General features: G+C 66.1%; 18 protein-coding genes. 7 read left to right on the forward strand and 11 right to left on the reverse strand.

Annotated elements, in window-relative coordinates; all coding sequences use genetic code 11:
• Positions 1-352 precede the first annotated feature (352 nt).
• Complete coding sequence (locus ACGFIF_RS44070; RefSeq protein ID WP_393163887.1) at positions 353-1,240, forward strand: aminoglycoside phosphotransferase family protein; 888 nt, start codon at positions 353-355, stop codon at positions 1,238-1,240.
• Between the two features lie 10 nt (positions 1,241-1,250).
• Positions 1,251-1,841 (forward strand): SRPBCC family protein, encoded by a 591-nt coding sequence (locus ACGFIF_RS44075; RefSeq protein WP_393163889.1) that lies wholly within the window; start codon positions 1,251-1,253, stop codon positions 1,839-1,841.
• A 28-nt stretch (positions 1,842-1,869) separates the two neighbouring features.
• Here ACGFIF_RS44075 and ACGFIF_RS44080 read toward each other — a convergent pair whose 3' ends face one another.
• The 4 genes from ACGFIF_RS44080 to ACGFIF_RS44095 form a co-directional block, all read right to left on the reverse strand.
• Positions 1,870-2,427 carry a dihydrofolate reductase family protein gene (locus ACGFIF_RS44080; RefSeq protein ID WP_393163891.1) on the reverse strand — a complete coding sequence of 186 codons (558 nt, stop codon included), beginning with the start codon at positions 2,425-2,427 and terminating at the stop codon, positions 1,870-1,872.
• Between the two features lie 286 nt (positions 2,428-2,713).
• Positions 2,714-3,382 carry a Type 1 glutamine amidotransferase-like domain-containing protein gene (locus ACGFIF_RS44085; protein WP_393163893.1) on the reverse strand — a complete coding sequence of 223 codons (669 nt, stop codon included), beginning with the start codon at positions 3,380-3,382 and terminating at the stop codon, positions 2,714-2,716.
• Between the two features lie 454 nt (positions 3,383-3,836).
• A complete protein-coding gene (locus ACGFIF_RS44090; protein ID WP_393163895.1) occupies positions 3,837-4,334 on the reverse strand; it encodes a hypothetical protein in 498 nt (165 codons plus the stop codon).
• Positions 4,335-5,215: 881 nt separating this feature from the next.
• On the reverse strand, positions 5,216-6,088 hold the full coding sequence (locus ACGFIF_RS44095) for an SDR family NAD(P)-dependent oxidoreductase (RefSeq protein WP_393163896.1): 873 nt from the start codon (positions 6,086-6,088) through the stop codon (positions 5,216-5,218).
• Between the two features lie 67 nt (positions 6,089-6,155).
• Here ACGFIF_RS44095 and ACGFIF_RS44100 point away from each other — a divergent pair, with 67 nt between their 5' ends.
• Both ACGFIF_RS44100 and ACGFIF_RS44105 read left to right on the forward strand, forming a co-directional pair.
• Positions 6,156-6,323: a hypothetical protein gene (locus ACGFIF_RS44100; RefSeq protein WP_393163898.1), complete on the forward strand. Its 168-nt coding sequence runs from the start codon at positions 6,156-6,158 to the stop codon at positions 6,321-6,323.
• A 602-nt stretch (positions 6,324-6,925) separates the two neighbouring features.
• Positions 6,926-7,564: a GNAT family N-acetyltransferase gene (locus ACGFIF_RS44105; RefSeq protein ID WP_393163900.1), complete on the forward strand. Its 639-nt coding sequence runs from the start codon at positions 6,926-6,928 to the stop codon at positions 7,562-7,564.
• 53 nt (positions 7,565-7,617) lie between these two features.
• Here ACGFIF_RS44105 and ACGFIF_RS44110 read toward each other — a convergent pair whose 3' ends face one another.
• Positions 7,618-9,924 (reverse strand): hypothetical protein, encoded by a 2,307-nt coding sequence (locus ACGFIF_RS44110; RefSeq protein WP_393163902.1) that lies wholly within the window; start codon positions 9,922-9,924, stop codon positions 7,618-7,620.
• 421 nt (positions 9,925-10,345) lie between these two features.
• Positions 10,346-10,720 carry a trypco2 family protein gene (locus ACGFIF_RS44115; RefSeq protein ID WP_393163904.1) on the reverse strand — a complete coding sequence of 125 codons (375 nt, stop codon included), beginning with the start codon at positions 10,718-10,720 and terminating at the stop codon, positions 10,346-10,348.
• A gap of 68 nt (positions 10,721-10,788) precedes the next feature.
• On the opposite strand from ACGFIF_RS44115, the gene ACGFIF_RS44120 reads away from it, so the two are divergent.
• Positions 10,789-11,877 carry an IS630 family transposase gene (locus ACGFIF_RS44120; protein ID WP_393163906.1) on the forward strand — a complete coding sequence of 363 codons (1,089 nt, stop codon included), beginning with the start codon at positions 10,789-10,791 and terminating at the stop codon, positions 11,875-11,877.
• Here ACGFIF_RS44120 and ACGFIF_RS44125 read toward each other — a convergent pair.
• On the reverse strand, positions 11,874-13,958 hold the full coding sequence (locus ACGFIF_RS44125; protein WP_393163908.1) for an NACHT domain-containing protein: 2,085 nt from the start codon (positions 13,956-13,958) through the stop codon (positions 11,874-11,876). The genes ACGFIF_RS44120 and ACGFIF_RS44125 overlap by 4 nt on opposite strands.
• A gap of 832 nt (positions 13,959-14,790) precedes the next feature.
• Here ACGFIF_RS44125 and ACGFIF_RS44130 point away from each other — a divergent pair.
• Positions 14,791-15,516: an HNH endonuclease family protein gene (locus ACGFIF_RS44130; RefSeq protein WP_393163909.1), complete on the forward strand. Its 726-nt coding sequence runs from the start codon at positions 14,791-14,793 to the stop codon at positions 15,514-15,516.
• 135 nt (positions 15,517-15,651) lie between these two features.
• Here the strand turns inward: ACGFIF_RS44130 and ACGFIF_RS44135 are convergent, their stop codons facing one another.
• The 4 genes from ACGFIF_RS44135 to ACGFIF_RS44150 form a co-directional block, all read right to left on the reverse strand.
• Positions 15,652-16,089 carry a nitroreductase family deazaflavin-dependent oxidoreductase gene (locus ACGFIF_RS44135; RefSeq protein WP_393163911.1) on the reverse strand — a complete coding sequence of 146 codons (438 nt, stop codon included), beginning with the start codon at positions 16,087-16,089 and terminating at the stop codon, positions 15,652-15,654.
• Entirely contained in the window at positions 16,086-16,664 is a 579-nt protein-coding gene (locus ACGFIF_RS44140) for a dihydrofolate reductase family protein (RefSeq protein ID WP_393163913.1), read from the reverse strand. Before ACGFIF_RS44140 ends, ACGFIF_RS44135 begins: the two co-directional genes overlap by 4 nt.
• Before the next feature lie 96 nt (positions 16,665-16,760).
• Positions 16,761-17,720 (reverse strand): sigma-70 family RNA polymerase sigma factor, encoded by a 960-nt coding sequence (locus tag ACGFIF_RS44145; protein WP_393163915.1) that lies wholly within the window; start codon positions 17,718-17,720, stop codon positions 16,761-16,763.
• Between the two features lie 505 nt (positions 17,721-18,225).
• On the reverse strand, positions 18,226-18,552 hold the full coding sequence (locus ACGFIF_RS44150; protein ID WP_393163917.1) for a hypothetical protein: 327 nt from the start codon (positions 18,550-18,552) through the stop codon (positions 18,226-18,228).
• Between the two features lie 165 nt (positions 18,553-18,717).
• On the opposite strand from ACGFIF_RS44150, the gene ACGFIF_RS44155 reads away from it, so the two are divergent.
• On the forward strand, positions 18,718-22,995 hold the full coding sequence (locus ACGFIF_RS44155; RefSeq protein WP_393163919.1) for a BTAD domain-containing putative transcriptional regulator: 4,278 nt from the start codon (positions 18,718-18,720) through the stop codon (positions 22,993-22,995).
• Positions 22,996-23,371 lie beyond the last annotated feature (376 nt).

The following is a 23,371-nucleotide window of genomic DNA, read 5'->3' on the forward strand; positions in this document are numbered from 1 at the left end:
CCTGTCCCCGAACACCTACGAAGCCCTCTACCCCGCTACGCTCCCGTCAGCGGCGTAATCCACCACCCGTGTCCACGAACCGGGGGTAAGGCCCGATCACCGCCGTGACCGCTGCCGCAGCCAGGCCCACGATCACAGCGTTGCGGTACCACGCACCAGACGGCTTGGGTGCACTGGCTACACCGGCACCGGTGTGGCCTGCCTGTTTGTCGTTCGGGTCATCGTTCACGGCGGGATCTCCATTCGAGACCAGACTGCTCTCAATCCAACACTTTGGTCCACCGGTGGGTCGGGCGTTCGCACACCGCGCGACGATCACGACTGACGTGTTCGCTCGCTTTAGGCTGGCGGTGTGAGCCTCGACATTCCCGACCAGGTCCGCAAGACGGTCATAGCCGACGGGAACGAATCATGGCTGGACGAGCTGCCAGGCGTGGTCGACTCGCTGGCCCAGGAGTGGTCTCTGATGATCGGTCCCAGCTTCGCGGGCGGTCACGCCGCCCTGGCCGTCGAGGTGACGCTGGTAGACGGAACTCCGGCGGTCCTCAAGATCGGTGTGCCAGGTCGGGACGTCGGGCAGGAGGCCATGGTGTTGCGCTTGGCGAACGGAGGGGGATGCGCCAAGCTGTTGAGCGAAGACCTGAGTCGACAAGCCCTTCTGCTGGAGCGCCTTGGGGCTCCGATGTACGACATCGTGGCCGACCCTGCAAGCCGCCACAACTTGCTGTCCGAAGTGGCGGTTCGCCTGTGGCGTCCGATCGGTCCCGACATTGACCTTCCAACCGGCGCGAAGCTGGCTGAGCAGTACGCCGATCGGCTGCCAAGACTCTGGGAGCAGGCGGGGCGACCGTGTTCGCCGGCCACTGTGGCGGACGCGCTGGATTGCATGAATCGTCGTCGCCTTGCCCACGACGATCGGTCCGCGGTTCTGGTCCACGGTGATATCCACGAGATGAACGCCCTGCAGGCGAGTGACGGCAGCTACAAGCTCATCGATCCAGCCGGGCTGCGGGCCGAACCGGCGTGCGATCTCGGCACCATCGTGCGTTGCAACCCGGACCTCGGCGATGACCTCTGGGCGCGGACTGAGCAGCTGGCTTCTCGCACGGGCGTGGATGCCACCGCCATCTGGGAATGGGGAACCATCCACCGAGTCGTCAGCGGCGTCTACGCCTGCAGTATCGGCTTTCAGCCCTTCGGCGATCTGCTGCTGGCCGAAGCGGATCGCCTCACGGCGTAGTCACCGGATCGTGCAGCAGTCCGAACCTTCGGTCCCTGGATCATCGTCGGATTGGCATCCGAAGAGCGCGCCGTTGTTTCACACCTGGAAGGAAAAGAATGATGCGCCCATCAAATACACCGTCTCCATCGAAATCGCCCTGCCGCGGGAGGAGGTGGTCCAGCTGCTCGCCGACCCGGCACACCTGCCGAAATGGCTGCGGGGCCTGGTGCTGCACGAGCCGCTGAGTGGGGAGCACGGGCAGCTAGGCACCAAGTCGCGGGTCGTGATGCAGATGGGCCAGCGGAAGATCGAGGGCACCGAGACCATCACACGCCGGGAGCCGGCAGACCTGCGCGAGATCCAGCAAACGAGCGTCGTTCACTTCGACCGCGAGATCGTCGGCGAGGGCATGTGGAGCGCCGTGCGCGACCGGCTGACCGAAGCCAGCCCGGAAACGACGCTCTGGGAGAGCGAGAACGAATACCGGTTCAGCGGCCTTCTGATGAAGCTGGTGGGACTTCTGATGCCCGGCGCCTTCCGCAAGCAGTCGCAACAGCACATGCAGGACTTCAAGGCGTTCGCCGAGCAGGGAAAGGACGTCCGCGAAGCGACGAACTGATCTGCGTCACTGGCGCTGTCTTCGCCGCTCAGGACGCGGGCGTGTCCGGACGCGTGTAGGTCAGTGCGAGGTTGCCTCTCGGGAACGACTTCACGTCGACCAGCTTCAGCTTCGTGAAGTCGGTGAACAGCGGGCTGCCGTCGCCGTGGGCGACGGGGTTGATCAAGAGGTGGTATTCGTCGACGAGGTCGGCGCGCACGAGCGCCTGCGCGAAACGTACGCCGCCGTGCGCGAGGATCGGGCCGCCGTCCCGCGCCTTCAGACCGGCGACCTCGGTGGCAAGGTCGCCGGAGCAGACCGTCGTCGTCGCCCAGGGAGTGTCGATCGGCCGACGGGAGAAGACGACCTTCGGGATCCTGTTCATCGCATCGGCCTCGGGCCCGTCCTGGAAGGGCCAGTGCCCCGCCATGTCCCGGTACGTCCGGGCACCCATCGCGTGCACACCCGCACTACCGAGCACGTCGGCCATGTGCGCGACGAACTCCTCGTCCTCGTCGTACTCCAGGAAGAAGTCCTCAGCCACGCCCGACGGCGGTGCAGCGTAGCCGTCGAGCGACAGGCTGTGGCGCAGAATGAGAGGACGCACGAAGAACTCCTCGGGAGGCGCCGTACGACGAGGTGTCATCCTCCATCCGCTCGAACGGAGATGTCTACCGCGTTGTGGTGGCAGACAGCACGCACCGCCTGCACGACGTAGAAGGTCTACCTCAAAGCCAGACTCGGCGACGCTGGGGCTGATCGTCCGGCATCGCCGTCCGCCGTACGCCGCGCGCCCAACGCGGCATGAGCGGTCAGGCTATGCCGTCGGTCGGCGGCGTGACCCAGCACGACGCACGGGAGGGGCGCTGGGACACTCCGGTAGCAGTCGGCGGCTATGCGGGGAAGGTCTTCCAGTGTCCTTCGGAGATGACCTCGACGGTGCCGTCGGTCACCTTGATGGCGGTCTGGTCGTCGATGGCGTATGCCGGACCTGCGATGTCGGCGGCCCATCTCTCCGCATTGGCCATGGTGTTCTGCGGCATCTGCTCGTGGTCCAGGTGCGGGTAGATCGAGAAGTCGACGACCCCGAGCGTGCGGTCGTCCAGGGCAGACGGCCAGTTGACGAAGTCGTCACCGATCCGCGGTGTCATCACCATGCTGCCGGCACTCATCCCTACCCAGACCGTCTCGGGTAGCGACGAGATGACGTCCGACAGCCCTGACTGCCGCATCCAGTGGCACAGGTACGTCGTGTCGCCGCCGTCCACCAGCAGCACGTCGGCCTCTCGGACCCACGGCACCCACCGCTCCTCGCCGATGCTGGGCAGCGCGGTGAGCTCCAGGACGCCCAAGGACGCCCAGCCCAGGCTGGTCATCATGTGCCACGGAGGCTCGCCGGCGACGAAGCTTCGCACCGAGGCGGGCCCCAACATCGGGTGGCCCCACTGCGCCGTGGGGATGCAGAGCGCACGGGACTCGGAGATCGGCTTGCCCAGCAGATCGACCAGCGCATCGCGGATGCTCTCGTTCGTAACGCCTCCGGATGTGAGAAGGAGCTTCACGACGCCTCCCGAGTTGAGTGCGACGGATTCGTGTGACATAGGCACCGCGGACGCGTCATCGCCTGACTCCTTGTCTTGTCCTGTGGCGCCCTCGACTGGCCACCATTCACCTGTCCTGCGAACACTACGTTCCGGATCCGACAACCCCTGCCAGGAGATTCGGTGGGCCTCCGCAGGTGCGCACTGTCATCGGCATGTCGGTACGTCTCGCCCAACCCGGACGCGGGCGGTTGCCGGGCAGGCCATCGACGTCAGGCCCAAGTCGAGCGGAACACTAAGCCTCAGGTGTGTCCTCCGGGGCGACGATCTGGCCCTGCTGGAAGGCAGGTGTTCGCGCGGTAGCAACGCGGAGATCGCCGTCACAACCGAGCGGCGGACCTGCGGAGCGCCGACGGTTTCCAGCCGTGTTTTTGGTCGGCTCAAGCAGACAGGGACCTCCGGGTGGCCTTCCGACTTACTCGCCCGGAACCGGGGATGAGCGGTGGCATGACGGGTGTGCTGCGCCGGGGGCCAGCACTCGGAGGTCGCTACAACAGGATGCACCCTGAGGCCGTGCCCAGGATGGAGTCATCCACAGGCGCCTCGAGCTGGGCTTAGTCCGGTTGGCCGTGGTTGTGCGGTGTCGTAGCCAGGCGGCGTTCCAGAGCACGCAGCCGGGCCGTGTCGAGCGGCTGGTGGCCTTGAGACCCTGACGGGGCGCGGTTGCCCACGACTGTGCGCGTTCGTACTCGCGGCCGGTGAAGACCTCCGCCAGGAGCGCGCCGTACCCGAGGTCCGCAGCGGCCTGATCGGCGAGCTTCTCCTGAACGCGCGCGGCCCACGGGACGACGAGCGGCGCGGGGAAGGGCGACAGCATGAAGACCACGTAGTGGTTGAAGCCGAGGAAGACCCACACGCCCAGCACGCCGATCAGCAGGAACCCGATCACGACCTTGACCAGGACCGACAGCACGCGATGCCGGAGGCCGAACAGATCACCTGACCCATCAGGCGAGCGGGCAGGGTGAGCCAGTACAAGAGCAGCGGCATCCGCGGGATCGCCAGGCGGTGTGCCAACTCGCGCGCGAGGACCGCCTCCAAGTGCCGGGGCGGCAGCACCTTCCGGGCGAGCAAGTCCTCTACGCGCGGGTGAGCGATGACCACAACAGCGGACAGGACCCAGACCGCGAGACCGACCCAGTACGGGGCGCGGTTCGGTACGCCGAGGAACTGAATCGAGAGTCACCACCACAACCATGGCGGAGCAAACGCCAACTCGACCCACGCTTACGACGTCACTTCCCGGATGAACCGCGGCAGTTGAGGACTCTGGGGAGGAGAGATCGAAAGCGGTCGCTGGATCGTCGGCATCGGACGGCCAGCAGGCTGGACGGCCTGTGCAAGTGGCGGGCCAGCTAGCGAAGCAGGCGGGGTGTGGTGGACGGGTAGCCCATTGGTCCCGGCGCCCGACGTATGACGGTTGCTGTGGGCATCGTTCATCCCGGCACGGTAACCACAGGCCGAGCCGCCGATCCAGGGACTTGCAGCTTGTTGCCGAGCTGGATCAGTGCGGCGCTGGATCAGTCAGGTACGTACGGCGATGCGCATCGATATGCCGTCCGCCGGGTGGCATCACTCGTGGCACAAAACGTCGGATACTCCTGGGGAATCCAGCGCCCGCTGCGGGCAACCGTGTTGCCAAAATCGCTGGTAGAGAGCAGATGCGACGCCGACGTTCCTTCTCGTAGTGAGTAGGTCGGTTCGATTCCGACAGGCGGCTCCGCAAGAACCCGCCGGTCAGAGGCCACTCTCTGGAGCCGTGTTCGGCGAACTGCGCCAGGATGCGTTGGATGGTCAGAAGGCGCGCGCGGCCGGGGGCAGGCCGGGGAAGTCGGCTGCTTCGCTGACGGCGGCCCACTTGCGGACGTCGTCGAGGTCGCGTTGGTAGACGCGGGTGAGGTTGCGGACGGCTTCGGCCCCGAGCGGCAACCGCAGTGGCGCATCGGGGGTGCCGAGCATGTCGCGGATCGCGAGTGCAGCCCGGTCCGGGTCACCTTCCTGGATGCCGTCGGCGTCGGCCATGTTGGCGCGCACTGCGCCGATGACCTCGTCGTACGTTGCGTCCTGCTCTGCGGTGTTGAGTACGTCGGATGCGTTGAATCCGGTGCGGAAGCGGCTGGGTTCGACGATCAGCACGCGGATGCCGAACGGTTTGACCTCGCCCGAGAGGGCTTCGGACCAGCCTTCGAGGGCGAACTTGCCGGCTGAGTAGCTGCCGACGGCGGGGAACGACATCCGTCCTCCCTGGCTGCTCATCTGCACGATCGCCCCCGAGCGGTTCTGCCGCATGTGCGGGAGGACCGCTCGGACGTAGGCGGCGGGGCCGAACAGGTGCTGGTCGAGCATGTCTCGCAGCTCGGCGTCCGTGACTTCCTCTGCGGCGCCGACCTGCCCGGCACCGGCGTTGTTGACCAGTACGTCGACCCGCCCGAACGCGTCCAGCGCGCGCTGTACGACCTCGGCGGCCGTGGACGTGTTCCGGACGTCGTGTTCGATCGCCAGAAGCTGATCCCCGTACCGAGCCTTGAGCGCGTCGAACCTTTCGACATGCCGCGCGGTACCGACGACCCGCTCTCCGGCGTTCAGGGCGGCCTCGGCCAGCGCCAATCCGAGGCCCGGGCTAGCGCCTGTGATGATCCAGGTCGTGCTGTCTTGTGTTGTGTTCATGGCCGCGACGCTAGAGGTTGGAGCGCGCTCCAATGCAAACCGAACAGCAGACCCCAGTCATCGAGGCTTGACGCTGCGCGCTGTCTCCGGGGATCGCGCGACCGAATTCATCGACAGCCTGAGCGACATCGCCGTTGACCTGCGGCGCTACGTGGTCGAGTTCGCGAATGGCGACATCTATCCACGGCCGGGGCTCACTCCGCCGGAACGGCAGCTGATCACCGCCGTGGCATGACTCGTGGCACGAAACGACGGATACGCATGGGGAATCTCGCGCTCGCTGCGCGCGGCCGCGGTAGCAAAAACGCTGGTAGAGAGCGGATGCGATGCTGTAGGTCCTCCTCGTCATGAGAAGGTCGTCAGTTCAAGCTCGACATGTGGCCAGCCGGCCCAACCTGTCTCGTAGAAGCGGCACAGCTGCGACAGCTGCGACAGCTCGCCGGCCCAACCTTGCGCCTTGACGTGCCCGCGCTCTACGTACCTGTGATCCGCCGACAGATGCGCGACACAATTCCGTCACCTGATGTGCGACAGGCTAGACGACTGGCGACCACCTGAGGGAGCCAGCCAACAAGTAGCCGATGAGCGTGCCGGTCCGTGTGCCCCGATTCGGAAAACCAGGTCACACTCAAGAACCCGCTTAGCAACGGGTCCCCGTCCCGGAAAGCCGTTCGGACGGATCTTTCGAGACGACGCCCGATCGAGGCGGGTCGGGTCGGGTCGGGTCGTCGAGCTTGGCACGCCGGCCGTGCTCCTCGGCCGCGACGGCGCGTACGCTGCCCTAACAGCTCAGCTACCGGACGCAGAACGTCCGGAATCGGGGGGTACGTTGCTGGCATGTCCGACTTCATGATCAAGGCGCTCACGCCGGAGACGTTCGACGACTTCGCGGCTCTCGTCGAGCGGAACAAGGGCATGTTCGCCAGCTGCTGGTGCACGCATTTCCATCCCGACTGCGCGGAGAAGGGCCAGAGCGCCGAGGGGAACCGGACGCTCAAGCAACGTCTGGTGGCCGACGGGATCGCGCACGCGGCCCTGGTCTACGACGGCGACCGGGCCGTCGCCTGGGCGGAGTACGGCTCACCCGAGGAGCTGCCCAACATCCAACATCGCAAGGAGTACGTCGCCACTGCCGAGCGACTGCCCGACTACCGGGTCACCTGCATCCTGGTCGAGCGTGGCCTTCGCGGTCACGGCCTGGCGGCGATCGCCCTGCGCGGAGCCGTCGAGCTGATCGCGCAGGCCGGCGGCGGCGTGGTCGAGGGCTACCCGCACGACACCGGCGGGGTTCGGAAGAAGAACTCGTCGTTCCTCTACAACGGCACCCGCACGATGTACGAGCGCGAGGGCTTCACCTACGACCGGCCCAAGGGCCAGGGCAACTGCGTGATGGTGCGCGAGGTGGCCCCGAGCACGCGCGACTGGCAACGGACGTGCCTGGTGTCTAACTGCCGGAATGTTCAGCCGAGTCGCTGACTTCCTTACACCACCTTCACGCCCGCCAGCGCGTGTAGTGCTCGGCACCGCTTTCACTGGCGCGGATCGCTTGTTGGGGCCGCCAAGTGCAACAAGAGAGGTGCGACGCTGTCGCCGGCAGCGGCTGACTTCGTCCAGAACGCAATGCCAGCAGCCAACTGGCCGCTGGAGCGTGCGGATAGGCCTAGGAAGTTCAAGGCGTCAGTATCGTCCTCTCGAGCGACGAGCAGTTGACGTGCCAGATCCCTCGTGGTGCCGTCCGCGCTCAGTATGTCCGCGCACTGGACTGCGATCGCCGCACCGCTGGCCGTCGCGAGCTCTAGGAGCGCCCGCGCCTGCTCGAAATCGGCGTCAAACGCGGCTAGCGCCGCAAGGCCGAATGCCGCCAGACATGTGTTTTCAGGGAAGACATTCTGAGCATCGAGGGCTCGATGCCATGCGCCCTCCGTGCCTGCTCGGTCTCCCAGACGAGACAGTAGGGCGCCAAGGTTGACCATGGCGTCGGTGTTCCCGGTGTCGATGGCTTTGCGGTACCACTCCTGAGCGCCGTCGAGATCCGGCGGGTCGAGCCGGTTGGCCAGCAGGATACCGAGGTTGCGCATGGCGTCGGTGTTCCCGCTGTCGATGGCTTCGCGGTACCACTCCTGAGCGCCGTCCAGATCCGGCGGGTCGAGCTTGGTTGAGAGGATGATTCCCATCGTCCGCATTGCGGAGTTGTTGCCGAGGGCGGCGGCTTTCTTAAGCCATTTCTGGGCCGCGTCAAAATCTGGTGGGTCAGTTTCGTTAGCGAACAGCCAGCCGAGGTTACGCATTGAGTGGTCGTTTCCAGCTACCGCGGCAATGGTCAGAGCCTCGCGGGCAACGTCAGACCTACCGCGGTAGTAGGCGGCACTACCGACGCCGTCAGCGGAGTCTGCATCAGCGAGAGCCAGTCCTTGCCTCCAGAAGTCGTCAGAGATGGCCCGAGAGTGACCGCCCTGGCCATCGTCATGAGCCACCAGGTACGGATAAGGGACGTAATGCCAGGCACTTTCGGTCGGCCGCTGTACATCGAGCGCGGCGAGTTGTCCCGTGGTGCGCCCATCTGGGTCCTTCGGAGGCGTGCGGGCCTGCTCGATCGCTGCGAGAAGTTCCTCGTCGGAGGGATTCATGTAGCTGACCATGCCGATCAACCGCCGTCGAGCAAGGACCTTGAGGTCAGGTTCCCCAATAGGGTGAGGCATGCCGATACGCTGCCAGTCGATTGCTGTCTCGAGTACGGCGCGCAACGGCGGAAGCGCGTCGGTGTATTGGCGTAGTAGTTCAGGTGCCCCGGCCAACTGCTCGGCCAAGCCGTACCGATTCAGATCCACGTCGGGATAGGCGATGTGTGCGGCCGCTTGCTCGAAGGGATCCGCACTTGTCGGACGTAGGGTGATCGTCGCCGGCGCGGCGTCATTGAGCAACTGCCGTGTTCCTGGGGTCAGGTCGGCGTGTTCATTGAGCCGCGCTCGCTCCTCCTGACGAAGCGTGGCAAGCACGACCGTCGGCCCCTGCCGGGTGAAGAGGGCAGCAAGCCGAGCTGGCGTCAACGCCTTGTCACCGACGAGATACCGCTGCAGGTCATCGAGCCACAACACCAACGGCCAGTCTGTCGCTGAGATTCGAGGGTGCTCGAGCAGATCCGCCAAGCGAGCTGGGTCCGGCTTTGCCAGATGGGCGTGCGGCCACTCCGTGCGCAGGCCCTGGAACGCGGTACGGGTCTTGCCTGCCTTTGAAGGTCCGACCAGTATGACCAACCGCTTCGGGTCGGCAAGAGCCTCGCTGAGACGTTCATCGACATGGTCAGCAGTGCGGGCTAGGTACGGGTCGTGGTGACCGTGGCTTTCGGTGTCACCGTATTCGCTAGGGTCGGCACCCAACTGGTAGGGAGTCAGGTTCTTGACGAGCGGCAAGTCACCATTCGGACCTAGCAGATCAACCAAGCCTGCCAACTCCTCCACCGCTCCGGTTGCCCACGGCAAGTCATTCACAGCGCTGAGGCCGAGCAGGGTTGCTATGTGCCTTGCTCGCTCGCCGGTCGCGCCGGCCACTCTCTCGATCGGCACCACAACGAGCGGATTGTTGCCGAGATGAGGACGGTGTTGGACAACATGACCTAGTACACGCCCCTCGTAGAAGACAAGCGCGCCGGATAGGCCACCCCACGGGGATTGGTCAGTGATCTGGTCCGCGCTGACCTGTGGCAGCGACTGCACGTCGCCCACCTTCTCGTCGCGCAGGTAGAGATAGTTTGCCTTTGCTCCTTCACCTTCGGCCTGGCGGACAAAGCCGCGCACCTCGGCCGAAACCACATCCCCATCGGGTTCCAGCATGTACATGGGAAAGCCAATCCCGACGCACGGGACGAGTTCCCCTGACTGACTGCGATCCACGCGCGCAACCGGCGGGGGCTTCCAGTTGGCATCCGCCCACGGCGCGTCACGTAGCGTGAGCAACGCTACGTCAAGTCCCCAACCTCCGTGGATCAGCTCAGAGCTTCGCGACGCCACAACCGCTGCGACACCAGCGGTCTGCCAGCTATCTCCCACCCAACGCCGCACCGTCAGCGGTACAGCTCTCCCGGTAATCGGATCATCGACTGTACAGTGCCACGCAGTCAGCACCAGATCAGATGTAACGAGATACCCGGACCCCCAACGACATCGCCCGTCTGGCAGTCGTGCGACGACCGCGACGACGCGCTCCAATGGGACCTGCTTGGCAAACAAATTTCCACCCCACGATGCCGCACGAGCAAGGCTACTTCTCGTCCTCCGGCGCGGAATCTGTCTCTGGCAGCTCTCCAGGAGACGCCGACTGCATTGGGTCGCCTTCCGCTGCAGGCATTAGACCGGACACCAGCCAATCGGCGGAATACTGCCCCTTCGTCGGATTCCACCATTGCGGCGTCAAGATCAGAGTGACTCGCTGAGTTCTCGCGGACTCAAAGGCCGCCCCGGCCTCCACGACCTTCCACCCAATTTTGCCGTTCGCGTCCTTTGTAACGACGACCTGCAATTCCAATTCCACAGGGCTCACCTGGAATCGCATCCACGATCCCTCCCCTGCGCCCTTCGCCTCGGTCAACTCGTCGCGGAGCGCCTTGATCGCTTCGCCCAGACCAATTGAACTCACCAGGCCACCCCTTCCTGGTTCCTAGTGTCGTGAGTCGGAAATTCGTTTCCACTCGGTAGACTGCGGTGGTGCCGAGTCCGAAGGTTGATCCTGTGGTGTTGTCCGACGAGGAGCGGTTGGTGCTGGCTGGCTGGGCGCGGCGGCGGAGAACGTCGCAGGCGTTGGCGTTGCGGGCTCGGATCGTGTTGCGGTGTGCCGAGGACGGCAGCACGATCGGTGCGGTTGCTGAGCGGCTCGGTGTGTCGCGGGCGACGGTGTCGAAGTGGCGTTCGCGGTTCCTGGCCGATCGGCTGGACGGGTTGTCGGATGAGCCGCGGCCGGGTCGGCCGCGGACGATCACCGACGATGAGATCGAGCAGGTGATCACCGAGACGCTGGAGTCCACACCGGGCGAGGACACGCACTGGTCGACCCGGTCGATGGCCGCGAGCACTGGCATGTCGCAGTCGGCGATCTCGCGGATCTGGCGGGCGTTCGGGTTGAAGCCGCACGCGGTCGAGACGTGGAAGCTGTCGACGGATCCGTTGTTCGTGGACAAGGTCCGCGATGTCGTCGGGTTGTATATGAGTCCGCCGGAGAACGCGTTGGTGCTGGCGGTGGACGAGAAAGGCCAGATGCAGGCGATCGACCGGACCGCGCCGATCTTGCCGATCATGCCAACGACGCCGGCGCGGATGACCCACGACTACGTCCGGCACGGCACCACCAGCCTGTTCGCCGCCCTCGACCTGTCCAGCGGGTCGGTGATCGCCCAGCACTACCGCCGCCACCGCCATCAGGAGTTCCTGCGGTTCCTGAAGCTGATCGACGCCGCCGTCCCGAAAGACCTGGACCTGCACCTGGTGCTGGACAACTACGCCACCCACAAGACCCCCAAGGTGAAGGAATGGCTGATCCGCCACCCCCGGTTCCACCTGCACTTCACCCCAACCAGCTCGTCGTGGCTGAACCTGGTCGAGCGCTGGTTCGCCGAACTCACCAACCGCAAACTGCGCCGTTCCGCCCACCGCAGCATCACCGAACTCGAAGCCGACGTCCGCGGCTGGATCAACGAATGGAACGCCGACCCCAAACCCTTCGTCTGGACCAAGACCGCCGACCAGATCCTCGACACCCTCGCCGCCTACTGCACACGAATTAACGACTCACGACACTAGGACGATGGCTGGCATAGCCGATCAGCCAGGCGGGCGTGACGGAACTCATACACCATTCCAGCTTGCCGCACCACACCCCGCCTATAAGCGTCCTCAAGAAATCGCAGGGGTCGCCGAGGAAGTTGTGATCGCCAAGCGATTATCTCAACGGCCATTCGATACCGCACGACCGCACTCCTCTGAACCAAGAACCACAAGAAACTGACCAGGCCGCCGAGAAACCCCAACACGAGGGCACCAAGAGACACCCAGAACCAGTAGTGTGGGGGACCCTGCAGCGGCACGTCTTCAGATTCAGGTGGCTGCGCAACGTATTCAGACTCAGGTATTAGGTACGCAGGTTGTAGGAGGAAGATAGGCACCGCAATCGCGAGCGTGGTTGCAAGCCAAGCCATAAGGCTAGCCTTAACGTCGGCCCTGAAAGCCGAGACTGGAGACACCGCGTTCCGCTGCTGGCGAGAAAAGGCCACCGTGAATCCGAATGCGAGCGCAGCGAGGATGCCGATGGCTGCTGCGGCGCCAAGCATCACGTCAGTTGCATCTGTGAATCCGGCTCTGAATCCATCGCGGAGTCCGTCGAGGAAGCCCGTTGCGAGTCCGACGACGAGGCCGCCCGCGGCCCCGACTGTCAGGCCTGCGGCAAGTCCTGCCTTGAGTCCACGGGCGATATCCCGAATTCCGGGCTTGCGCCATTGGGACGGGGTAGTCGGCGCAGAAGCGACCGCCGCGCCGACGAGCGCCGCTGTCAGGCCGACGCCGAGGCTGACCACGAATGATTGCATCCTCGTCCAGTATATGGCCAGTATTAGGGCCGAACTCAGCGCGCAGATGAAGGCGGAGACCCCCCACGCCAGTCCGGCGGTCATGCGACGTAGCCCGCTGGGCAAGCACAGGGGCAGCCGCCACCAAGCGATCCCGACCGGTCCGAGAACATGTAGATTCTCGGCGAGGTAAGACAGCCACCGGCGGGCGTCTTCTGCAGTGGTGTCGGCCGGGTCGCGCCCGTAGACCGCCGGCACGAGTCCGTCGAGTAGCTGATTCTCCACCTGTACAGCCGTTGCGTGGGCGGTCAGTTCACTCGGGTCGGAGTCCCGGGCCTGGTACACGATGCGGGCCAGCGACAGCATGAGAGGTGTGTTCAGCGCTTCACGACAAGGGCTCGGGGGATCGGCGTTCAGCGCCCTCGCGACATCGTCCCAGCGGGCGGTGTCGGCGCTACCGGAGCGGGTCAGATAGGCCACCGCCGTGGCCGGATCCACCGGAACCACCTCAACGACTGCCGCGCCGTCGAGGACTCGTGCAGCGACCGCCTGCGTGTACTCCTTGGTACGGCAAGTCAAGACCATCGGCCCGCCATCAAGCGTGCGGAGACGCACCATGGCGGCCGAGCGGTGGACATCCGGGATCTCATCCAAGCCGTCGAGGATCGGCAAGATGTATCCAGTCCCGACGAGGTCGCGAGCAACGGCCCGCGGGGTTCCATAGGTAGTGACGAGCTGGTCTGCCATCCAGCCCTCGCCTGTCTTCGCGACAGGATCCCATGAACCCAACGCGAACCACACCGGTATCCGACTGACCGCGCGTGGCAGATCCGACAAGGCGAGTAACAACAGCAAGGCCGCGCCGGTCTTGCCGCCACCGGGCGCACCGATGATCACTAATCGACCGGTAGACACGCGAGCGTACACGTCGGCAATGTCGGCGGCCGTTCCGCCCAACTGCGCCGGCGGCAGCGTTGCCTCTGGACCTGCCAAATCGGCCCCGAGCCATTGAGCAGGGTGCGCTGCGATACGCGCATCCGCGGATCTAATCCTCACCGCCACAGGCAGCGGTGAGATCAACCCGCGATGAACCGCCTCCCTGCTCCACGTGACACGGACCGTCATGGCGAGATCTGCGGCGGCCACCGCTAACTGCCGAGTTTCGGCGGCGTCGCTGCCCGAGTGCCACTGCCTGATGCCCTTAATCACCCAGCCCACTAACGCAGCAACACTCACGCCAGTGAGGGCCAGCCACTCCGTCAACACGGCCGTGCTCGAGCGCCACAGCACAAGCCCGGCGGTTCCTAAGAACAACGCCAAGACCGCCGCTCTCGGCCATGGAAAAACACGCCGACCCACATTGATCAGTCTGCCCGACACACAGGACGAAAGCACTGGGTACGGCTGCCTAGATTTCACCCACCTCACGAACCGCCCGGACGATCAGACCAACCGTCTGGCACATCACTTGGCGGCCTTCCGCGGCCGGAGGACCAGCCACCAGCCGCATTGACGGCTCCGCCGTTTCTCTCAACGACATCCGCGACCACGGGAATGACCAAGATCAAGCGCGTGAACTGCTGGACCTCGCCGAGCACCGAGTCCGAACGAAGAACCGATGCGAAGCAGTCACGGCGACCACCAAGCGCGAAACACGGTTCCTCGCCTTCACCACCCACAGGGCGCCTCCGACGCTCGGATTCTGGGTCGCTCACGGGGTTGAACCCGTCGAGCCCGCGCTCAGTGATCTACCGCTCAGCTACGCGAGATCACACCACAACCGCCTCGAGGGCAGGAGACGAGCACCGCCACGGGGTTCCCAGTGAGACGCTTAGGCGCTGGCGTGGTCGACTATCCGTGCTCGCGGACGTTTCGTGTCGCGCGTACAGCAGCCTGGCGCAACTCAGGTGACCGACGGACGGTTTAGGAAACCGATGCACCCCACCGACATAGACCCCTCCACGCGTAGCCAGCCAACTCCAGTTCGGTCGATTTTGACTCCAGTGACTCGAATCGACCCCTCTTGGTTCCCAGCGTGTTCCTACGCTGAACTGCTGAGCGTTAGCCCAGCGCGCCCAGTCGCAGCAACTGAGATGAGGCTGAGCCATGACGTGAGGCGGGCGAGATCTCAGCGGTACCTTAAGGTCGCGTGATGCGCGTCCTCCTTGCCGCCCTGATCGTGCTCGGCGTTGCAGCTACCGGGTGCGCCTACCCAGTAGCTGGCGCCGACCCGGCCGAGTCGAAGCCACCGCTTCGAACCACAGCCGCGAGCAGTCCTGTCACCGTTCAGCCAGCGACCGGCACGGCCAAGCTGATCTCTACCGAACTCCGCCAGATCCGCGTCATCGCCGCCCGGCCCGACGTGCCTGGATACAAGCGAGACCAGTTCGGGCAGACCTGGACCGACGACCACGCAGGCCGTGGCGGCCACAACGGCTGCGACACCCGCAACGACATACTCGCGGCCCAACTGACCGCGGTGCAGTACCGCGGTCGCTCCAGATGCGTCGTCATCGCCGGCAGCCTTCCCGCAGAGCCTTACACCGGGCGCCGGATCGAGTTCCGCAAGGCCGCCGCGAACAAGGTGCAGGTCGACCACCTGTATCCGCTCGCCCGGGCGTGGGAGATGGGCGCGGCCCGATGGCCCCTGCGGCGGCGCATCGACTTCGCCAACGACCAGGCCGCGAACCTGCTGGCTGTCGATGGACCAGCCAACGCCTCCAAGAACGACAGCGGGCCTGGCGAGTGGATGCCCCTCAACCGCAACTACCGATGCACCTACGTCCTGCGGTACCTGCAGGTCGCCCGCAAGTATGCGCTGCCGATCACCGCGAACGATCGCGACGCAGCCCAGGCAATCACCCGATCCTGCGCTTAGGAAGCCGAGCTAGCTCACCGGCAAGCACACGGGCGAACGACCAGATTTGACCAGCCGCCAATCCTCCTGGTGCCTCTAGCTGACAGCCAGCCAAGGCATGATCGGCTTACCGTTGTCAAAGGCAACCGCCGACCACTACGGGAGAGCCGCCGCGGCGGGTGCTGGGGTTCGCCGCAAGACGACCAGCGGGATCGGACGGTCTGTCCGCGAGCCGAACCGTCCGGCATCTGGGTAGCGGGCCACCACGTCCTGCCAGAGCTCGTCGCGCTCGACCCCGCCTGCTTCTGCCGCGTGCACCGCAACGATGTCGGTGCCGATCTCGATTGCGGCGTCCGGATGAGTTCGCAGATTGTGCAGCCAGGCGGGATCGTTCGGCTCGCCTCCGTTGGACGCGACTACGACCACGCGGTCGCCAGGATGGCAGGAGTACACCAAGGGCGTGACCCGCCGCGTGCCGGTTCGCGCCCCGACGTGGTGCAGGAGCAGGACGGGCGTTCCGGCCAGGGGCCCGCCCAGCCGGCCGCCGTTTGCGCGGAACTCGGCGACCACCTGGCTGTTGTCCGGACCTGTCATGAGGCGAATCGGTAGGTCAGCGCGACCTTGCCACGGTCGAGCTGCCGTACCTCGAGCAGCTCGGCACTGCGTCTTGGTGAGGTCGCGAACAGCGCGGTGCTGTTCGTGCCGGCGACGAGCGGGTACGTGATCAGCCGCAGCTCGTCGACCAGGCCTGCGTCGATCAGGGAGGCGGTGATGCGCGCTCCACCGACAAGGTAGATGTCCTTGCCCGGCTGCTGCTTGAGTGCGGCCACGTCGTCGACCGAACGCAGGAAGGTCGTATTCGGCCACGACGTGGCCTTCAGGGTGCTGGACAGCACGTAGTGGGGCGTCTGGTTGATGAAGTCGGCCCACTCCCGCTCGGCCGGCGTCGGCGGCTCGCTGGTGAGCCACGCCGGCGTCTCCGGCTTGGTCTGGATCGCGGTCCAGTACGACTCGTAGCCGGGGTACATGCCTCCGCCGAGCAGGCAGGCGTCGATCTGCGGCGTCAGGCCGTAGTCCTCCGACCAGGCCTCGACCCAGTCGGCGGTACCGTCCGGGCCCTCCACCTTCGCGTCGAGCGACATCTTCATGGCGGCGATGAGCTTGCGCATTGCGTCCTCCGTCTGCGGTGCGGCCGCCCGTCCGTCGGATGGCCTACACAGACAGACCCGCGCCGGTCCGCCGATTCGTCGCGCGAAGCGAAAGTTCTATTCGGACGGCAGTCCGAACGCCGGGAACAGGCCGGGATCTTGGAACGCGACCATGCGCGTGATGCCGGCGGGAGAGACGGTCAGCACGATCACCGCGTGCGCGTGGTGGACGCCATCGGGACCGCGTGAGTACACGCCCAGCGCGTCCTGATCGTTGGCCCGGGTCCGGACGGTACGCAGGCCACCGGGCTCGAGCAGCAGGTTGGCGCCGAGGAAGCGGGTCACCGGATCGCGGCCGGCGAACCAGGTGAGCAGCGGCGGCATCTCCAGGACGGCGTCCACGCGGAGCAGCTCGGCCACCGCGGAGGCGTCCGCGCGCTCGATCGCTGCCGCGAACCGCTCGACGAGTCCACGCCGCTCCGCCTCGCCCGGCTCGGCGATGTCGTCGACGGCCGGCGCCGAGCGGGCCACGTCGGCACGAGCCCGCCGCAGCGCGCTGTGCACGGCGGTCGGGGTCGTCCCCAGCAACTCGGCAACCTCGGCAGCCGACCACTGCAGGACATCGCGCAGGATCAGTACGGCGCGGGACCGGGCCGAGAGATGTTGCAACGCGGCGACGAACGCAAGCCGGATCCCCGCCCGCGACATCGCCACCGCCGCGGGGTCGTCCGGCAGGTCGCCGAGCAGAACGTCCGGGCACGGCTGAAGCCACGCCACCTCGGGTCCGGCCACCAACGGCACGTCCGGGTCGGTGCTCGGTGCGCCGAGACCCGATGGCAGCGGCCGACGGCCACTGCGCTCGATCGCGGTCAGGCAGGCATTCGTGGCGATGCGATACAGCCACGTACGCGCCGATGACCGGCCCTCGAAGCCGTCGTACGACCGCCACGCCCGCAGGTAGGTCTCCTGCACCACGTCCTCGGCCTCGTCGATCGAACCGAGCATGCGGTAGCAATGCGCGAGCAACTCGCGGCGGTACGTCCCGGTGAGCTCGGTGAACTCGACACTCGTCGTCACAGCTTCCCAGGCTACTGGGCTCCATACCTGACGGGTCACGATGCAGACAGACCGACATCGAACCTCACCGATCCGTCCGGCCGATTAGGGTCGAGGTACGCCTAGGTTGAGGAACCTGGTGTGACTGGACGGTTGGCGAACAAGGTCGTTGGTCGCCGGCAGTTCGGCCTCTTCGCACAGGCGCCATCTGATTTCGTGCTGCAACCAACGGATTGGAAGGCCGCCGGACGGCTTCGGCAGGGGCTTGAGCCTCACAGGCCGTCATGAGTTCGAATCTGATCGACTCCAGCAACTCTGTTACCCGCCAGTTCGTTCCACAAACCGTTCCACGGAGCCGCCGGCGGCCACGCTGAGCCAAGCTGCACAGAATGCCCAACGCCCCCAACGGTACAACCCAAGACTGCCGAGTTTGACTCCTTCAGATCAAGGGCCCCGGCTGCGGGCGGTGCTGGGGCGCCGTCCTCGCCAGAGCCCGAGAGCACGGATCCCGGTACGTCGTCGGCGATCAGGCGGGATGCGCCGTCGAGTGGTCGCGGCGGCGCTGCATGCCGAGCGTGATCCCTAGACCTGCGCCACCCAGCGCGATGCCGCCCAATGCACCGAGCGCGGCTGAACTCACGTCGACAGCGGATTCCGGCTGCGCGGCCGCGGCCGGGGGCGCAAGGGGCGAATCCAGCGGTCGCTCGACGTCCACGTCACCCGGCTCGGGTGCATATTGCGCCATCGCCGGCGCGGCGGTTGTCATGAAGGCGACGCTGACTGCGGCGCCTGCGGCCAACCGGGCGAGCCGGGTGGTCATGGACTGCTTCGTGGTGCGTGCGGCGTTGGTCATGGCTTCCTCTCCTCTGTCGGCGGGACCTCCGTGGTCGACGATCCAGATGCGCCTCGAGGTGTTGGCACTGTTGTCGCGCGCGGCGGTATCGGGGCGGTGGACAGCGGTATCAGCGCGGTATCAGTCGCCTTGACGGGTGCCTGAGAGTGGTGGACTGTCGAAAGCGTGGTTATCGCCGTACTCGGCCCACTAACCATCGATGGGGAGTGGACGAACCTCGCACCACGCGATCGCGTCGTCCTGGCCGCACTCGCAGTGCATCCGGGAGAGGTTGTCAGCGCTGGGGTGCTCGCTGACGCGCTGTGGGGAGAACGACCGCCCGCCTCGGCGGTCAAGGTGATCCAGGGCTGTGTGGTCCGGCTTCGGAAGTTGCTCGGCAGCCATTCGATCGAGACGTCACCGGACGGTTACCGGCTGACCATCCCGCACGACCAGATCGATAGTCAGCGCTTCGAGCGTGCGGTCGGACGGGCTGGTGCGCTGCTGGCGGCCGGCGAGGCAGAACGCGCGGCGGTCGTGCTGGCCGACGTACTGACGCTCTGGCGCGGCAGGCCGTTCGAGGAGATCGCGGAGTGGGACAGCGCCCGGATCGAGCTGGCCCGGCTGACCGAACTACGGCAGCTCGCAGAGGAGTTGTACATCGAGTCCGCGCTGCGGTCCGGTGGCCATGACGGGGTCCTGAGCCAGGCCAAGGCCCTGACCGCGGAGGCGCCGCTGCGCGAGCGGAGATGGGCCCTGCTCGCGACAGCGCAGTACCAGGCCGGCCGGCAGGGAGAGGCGCTGGAGACTCTGCGACGGCTGCGTGTGGTCCTCGACAACGAGCTCGGGCTCGACCCGAGCCCGGAGATCGACGCGCTCGAGCAGGCGATCCTGCGCCAGGATCCGGCGCTGTCGAGTCCGAGCGCCCTGCCGGAACCGAGCGCGGCCTGTCCGTACCAGGGGCTGAGGCCGTACGACGTGGACGACGCCGAACTGTTCTTCGGCCGGGACACCGAGGTCGCTGCCGGATTGCGGAAGCTGTCCGATCATTCGATCCTCGCTGTCGCCGGTCCGTCCGGTTGTGGCAAGTCCTCACTGATCCGAGCAGGCGTCGCCGCAGCGTTGCGTGCCGACGGCGGCCATGTCGTGGCGATCACGCCAGGGCTCCATCCGATGACGGCGCTCACTGCCGCGATGCCGGGCGTTGGGCCGCGGCCGACTCTGGTCGTCGATCAGTGCGAGGAGGTCTTCTCGCTGTGCCAGGACGAAGGCGAGCGGCGGGCCTTCTTGGCCCGGTTGACCGAGCACGCTACCGGTGCGGCCCTGATCCTGGCGTTCCGAGCCGACCGGCTCGCAGACATCTCCTCTCATCCGGGCTTTGCCCATGCCATGGAAGAGGGGCTGCATCTGCTCACCGGTATGTCTGAAGCAGAGCTCCGAGCAGCGATCACCGAGCCCGCGCGACTCGCCTCCCTGATCGTCGAACCAGGACTGGTCGACCTGCTGGTGGCTGAGGCTGCGGGCCGGCCAGGTGCCTTGCCGCTGCTGTCCCACGCCCTGGCCGAGACCTGGCAACGCCGAGAAGGGCGGACCCTGACAGTCGCGGGCTACCGCGCCTCCGGTGGCATCCAGGGCGCAGTGGCGCAGTCGGCGGAGCAGGTCTACGCACAGCTCACCCCGGAGCAACGGCCGATGCTGAAGGCATTGCTGTTGCGTCTTGTGACGCCCGGGCCGGACGGTCAGCCCGTGCGCAGCCGGCTGCCGCGGCGTTCGGTCGTCACCGGCCCGGAGTCAGATCAGCTCGTGAACCTGCTGATCAGCGCCCGCCTGGTCACCAGCGACGACGGCGTCGTCGAACTGGCGCACGAGGCGCTCGCGCGAGCCTGGCCCCGACTGCGCGGCTGGCTCGACGACGACCTCGAAGGCCAGCAAATCCTCCACCACCTCACCCAGGTAGCCGACTCCTGGGATTCCCTGGGCCGCCCGGACAGCGAGCTGTACCGCGGCGTCCGCCTCGCGAAGGCATGGCAGTGGCGCGACCAGGCGGCCCCCGACCTGACCGCGACGGAACAAGATTTCCTCACCGCGAGCAGACAGCTCGCAGATGCGGAACTCCGTGCGGCCGAGAACCGGGCCAGGCATGAAGCCAGGATCAACCAGCGGCTCCGTGCCGCGCTCACCCTGGCCGCCACCCTGCTGGTCGGTGCCTTGATCGCCGGCTTCCTGGCGGCCGGCCAGGCACAGCGAGCCGATCGCCAGGCGGCTGCAGCGGAACAGTCCGCGACGATCGCCGCGGCCGGCCGGGCCGGTGCGAAGGCCGTCGTACAGAGCGACATCGACACCTCACTCCTCCTCGCGGTGGCCGCGGTCCGGATGAACCCGTCGCCCGAGTCGCGAGCGAACTTGCTCGCAGCGCTCGCGAAACACCCGCAGCTGATCAGGTCCCTCGAGACCAAACGGGTGAATTCCTACGGCCTGGAGGTCAGCGCGGATGGACACCAGGCCTTCATCTACACCGCGACGAACCATGTACTCAGCTACGACCTGACCGCCGGAAACCCCATCGCCTCGTACGAGCCGCCGAACCGATCGGGTGGAGCACATCACCTGGACCTCCTGGGCCCGATGGCACTCAGCCCTGGCGGTCGGGAGCTCGCGGTCGGGACGCCGCCACCAACGACGGAACCAGTCCTGTTGCTCGATCCCACGACGCTCGAGCCGACCGGCCGCCGGCTTCCGGGCTTCACCAAGACACTTGCTCGTGCGACGCACGTCGGGTACAGCCACGACGGACGCTCACTCGTAGCGATGATCCAGTACTACGGCAACGGCGCGACCAGCGACTTCAGCGGCGGTGCAGTGTTCGTCTGGACCATCACGCCTGGCGCTTCGCCCGCCTTGCGAAAGGTCGTGCCGCTTCCAGCCGTAGCTGTTCAGGATGTCGTACTCAGTCCGGCCGGCGATCGGTTCTATCTGACGAAGCCGGTGGCCGCCTACGAAGTTGCCACCGGCAAGCAGCTCTGGTCGAGAGCCGATCTCGCCTTCGTTGACGCCGACGTCAGTCCCGACGGGAAGTCACTCGCACTCGCGTGGGAGGCCAAGGACACCTCCAGCGCCAAGTACAGCGATGTGCTGGTGCTCGACGCGTCGACGGGAGCACCTGTGCATCGTTTGAGCAAACACACGAGCGAACTCCGTCATGTGCGGTTCTCCCATACCGGCAAGTGGTTGGTGTCGACCGGAGCCGACTATCGCGTCGTGGTGTGGGACAGCGCGAGCGGAAAGCCGTTGGAGGAGATGCGGATCCCTGACAGTGGCACTCTTACGGCAGCGTTCAGCCCGGATGACCATACGCTCTACACGTCGGGAGGCGATGGTGCCATCCGGAGCTGGGATCTGCCCGGGCGACATCGCTACGTCAGCTGGCAGCGGACCGCGCAGAACTTCCAGTCCGGATGTCGCGTTATAGCTCCCGGCGGGAGCCGCTACTTCCGGCTTCTCGATTACGATGCCGGCTACTTGGACCCGGGTCCGGCCGCCGGAGGCTTTGTCGACAGCGCCAGCGGAAAGGTCGTCCGCTTCGATGCGAGCCAGATCGGCGTCTCGACACGATCCTGCGGCACCTGGCACCCGGATGGAGACAGGTTCGCGATGGGCGATTCGAACGGGAAGGTCTTTGTCGAGGATGCCCGGACAGGTCGCTTGCTGACCAACCGGAAGGTGGCGGCCGCCAGTGTGCTGGATCTCGACTACAGCGGACTGGACGGCAGCCGCCTGGTCGTTGGTGACGAGTCCGGCCTCGCCAGGCTGCTGGATGGAGCCACGCTCCGCGAGCTCAGCAAGCCCGTTCAGGTTGGTGGTCCTGTCGCCTGGCTGTCGGCGAGCCCGGACAATCGGTCCGCCTTCGTGGTGATCGGAGGCCGCCACATCTCCGACCGGCTTGACGTTGACTCCAATCGTTGGGCGTTGGTCGACCTGATGGCGGGCCGGGTGGTCCGGCGTGGGGGCTTCTCGATGAGCGTCCCCAGCATCGTCGCATTCGCCCCGGACGGGACGCGGGTGGCTGTCGGCAGTGAGAAGGGAGAGGTGCTGATCGTGGATCCAGCGACCGGCAAGGACATCGCGGCACCGCAGCTCGTCCATCAAGGCTTTGTCAACGGGATCGCCTTCTCGCCCGACAGTTCGCTGCTGGTCTCGGCTGGCTTCGACGCCGGCGTGAGTCTCTTCGACGGCAAGACCGCGGCGTTGCTCGGCTCGATCGCGACGCCCCACCAGCAAATGGTCACCGCCGATTTCCTGCCAGACGGCCACACTGTCGCGGTCGCCGCGTACGACGACGGCGTCTATCACTGGGACACCCGACTGGAGCACGCCGTCGACACCGCCTGCCGGATGGCTGGGCGCGATCTGACCGCAGCGGAGTGGCGGGAGAACTTCGGCGATCGGCCCTACAAGACCTGCTGAAGCGCGGCTTCAGCCTCGTTTGGGGGATCTGGTGCGCCGCCGCGTGGTCGACGCCGCCACCGGCGAACTCCTCCGCGAACTCACCCTCGACCCCAGCCGCGACTACCAATCCACCGGCAGGCCGCCCGGACCAGCCCGCCGACACCCCAAATGACAACACCCGAACCACGAATCGTGGGTTCGGGTGTTGCCTATGTCTTGAGACATCACATGTTGTGGTTCAACACATAGGAAACGGGTGTCTCAAGACATAGGAAACATCTGTGGGTTTGAGAGTCGGGCTGAAGCGCCCCAGGTTTGATGCCGCATCTTTCTGAGTTTGGAAGGATGCAGGACGTGCGCAAGAGGATCGATCCCGAGGTCAAGGCTCGCGCGG

It is taken from the genome of Kribbella sp. NPDC049174 (genome assembly GCF_043197365.1).
Taxonomy (GTDB): Bacteria; Actinomycetota; Actinomycetes; order Propionibacteriales; family Kribbellaceae; genus Kribbella.

Coding starts and splice junctions, on each gene's coding strand:
- ACGFIF_RS44130 (WP_393163909.1), top strand. CDS start 14,791: ATGCGCGTCCTCCTTGCCGCCCTGATCGTGCTCGGCGTTGCAGCTACC.
- ACGFIF_RS44095 (WP_393163896.1), bottom strand. CDS start 6,088: ATGAACACAACACAAGACAGCACGACCTGGATCATCACAGGCGCTAGC.
- ACGFIF_RS44140 (WP_393163913.1), bottom strand. CDS start 16,664: ATGCGCAAGCTCATCGCCGCCATGAAGATGTCGCTCGACGCGAAGGTG.
- ACGFIF_RS44150 (WP_393163917.1), bottom strand. CDS start 18,552: ATGACCAACGCCGCACGCACCACGAAGCAGTCCATGACCACCCGGCTC.
- ACGFIF_RS44135 (WP_393163911.1), bottom strand. CDS start 16,089: ATGACAGGTCCGGACAACAGCCAGGTGGTCGCCGAGTTCCGCGCAAAC.
- ACGFIF_RS44105 (WP_393163900.1), top strand. CDS start 6,926: ATGTCCGACTTCATGATCAAGGCGCTCACGCCGGAGACGTTCGACGAC.
- ACGFIF_RS44110 (WP_393163902.1), bottom strand. CDS start 9,924: ATGTACATGCTGGAACCCGATGGGGATGTGGTTTCGGCCGAGGTGCGC.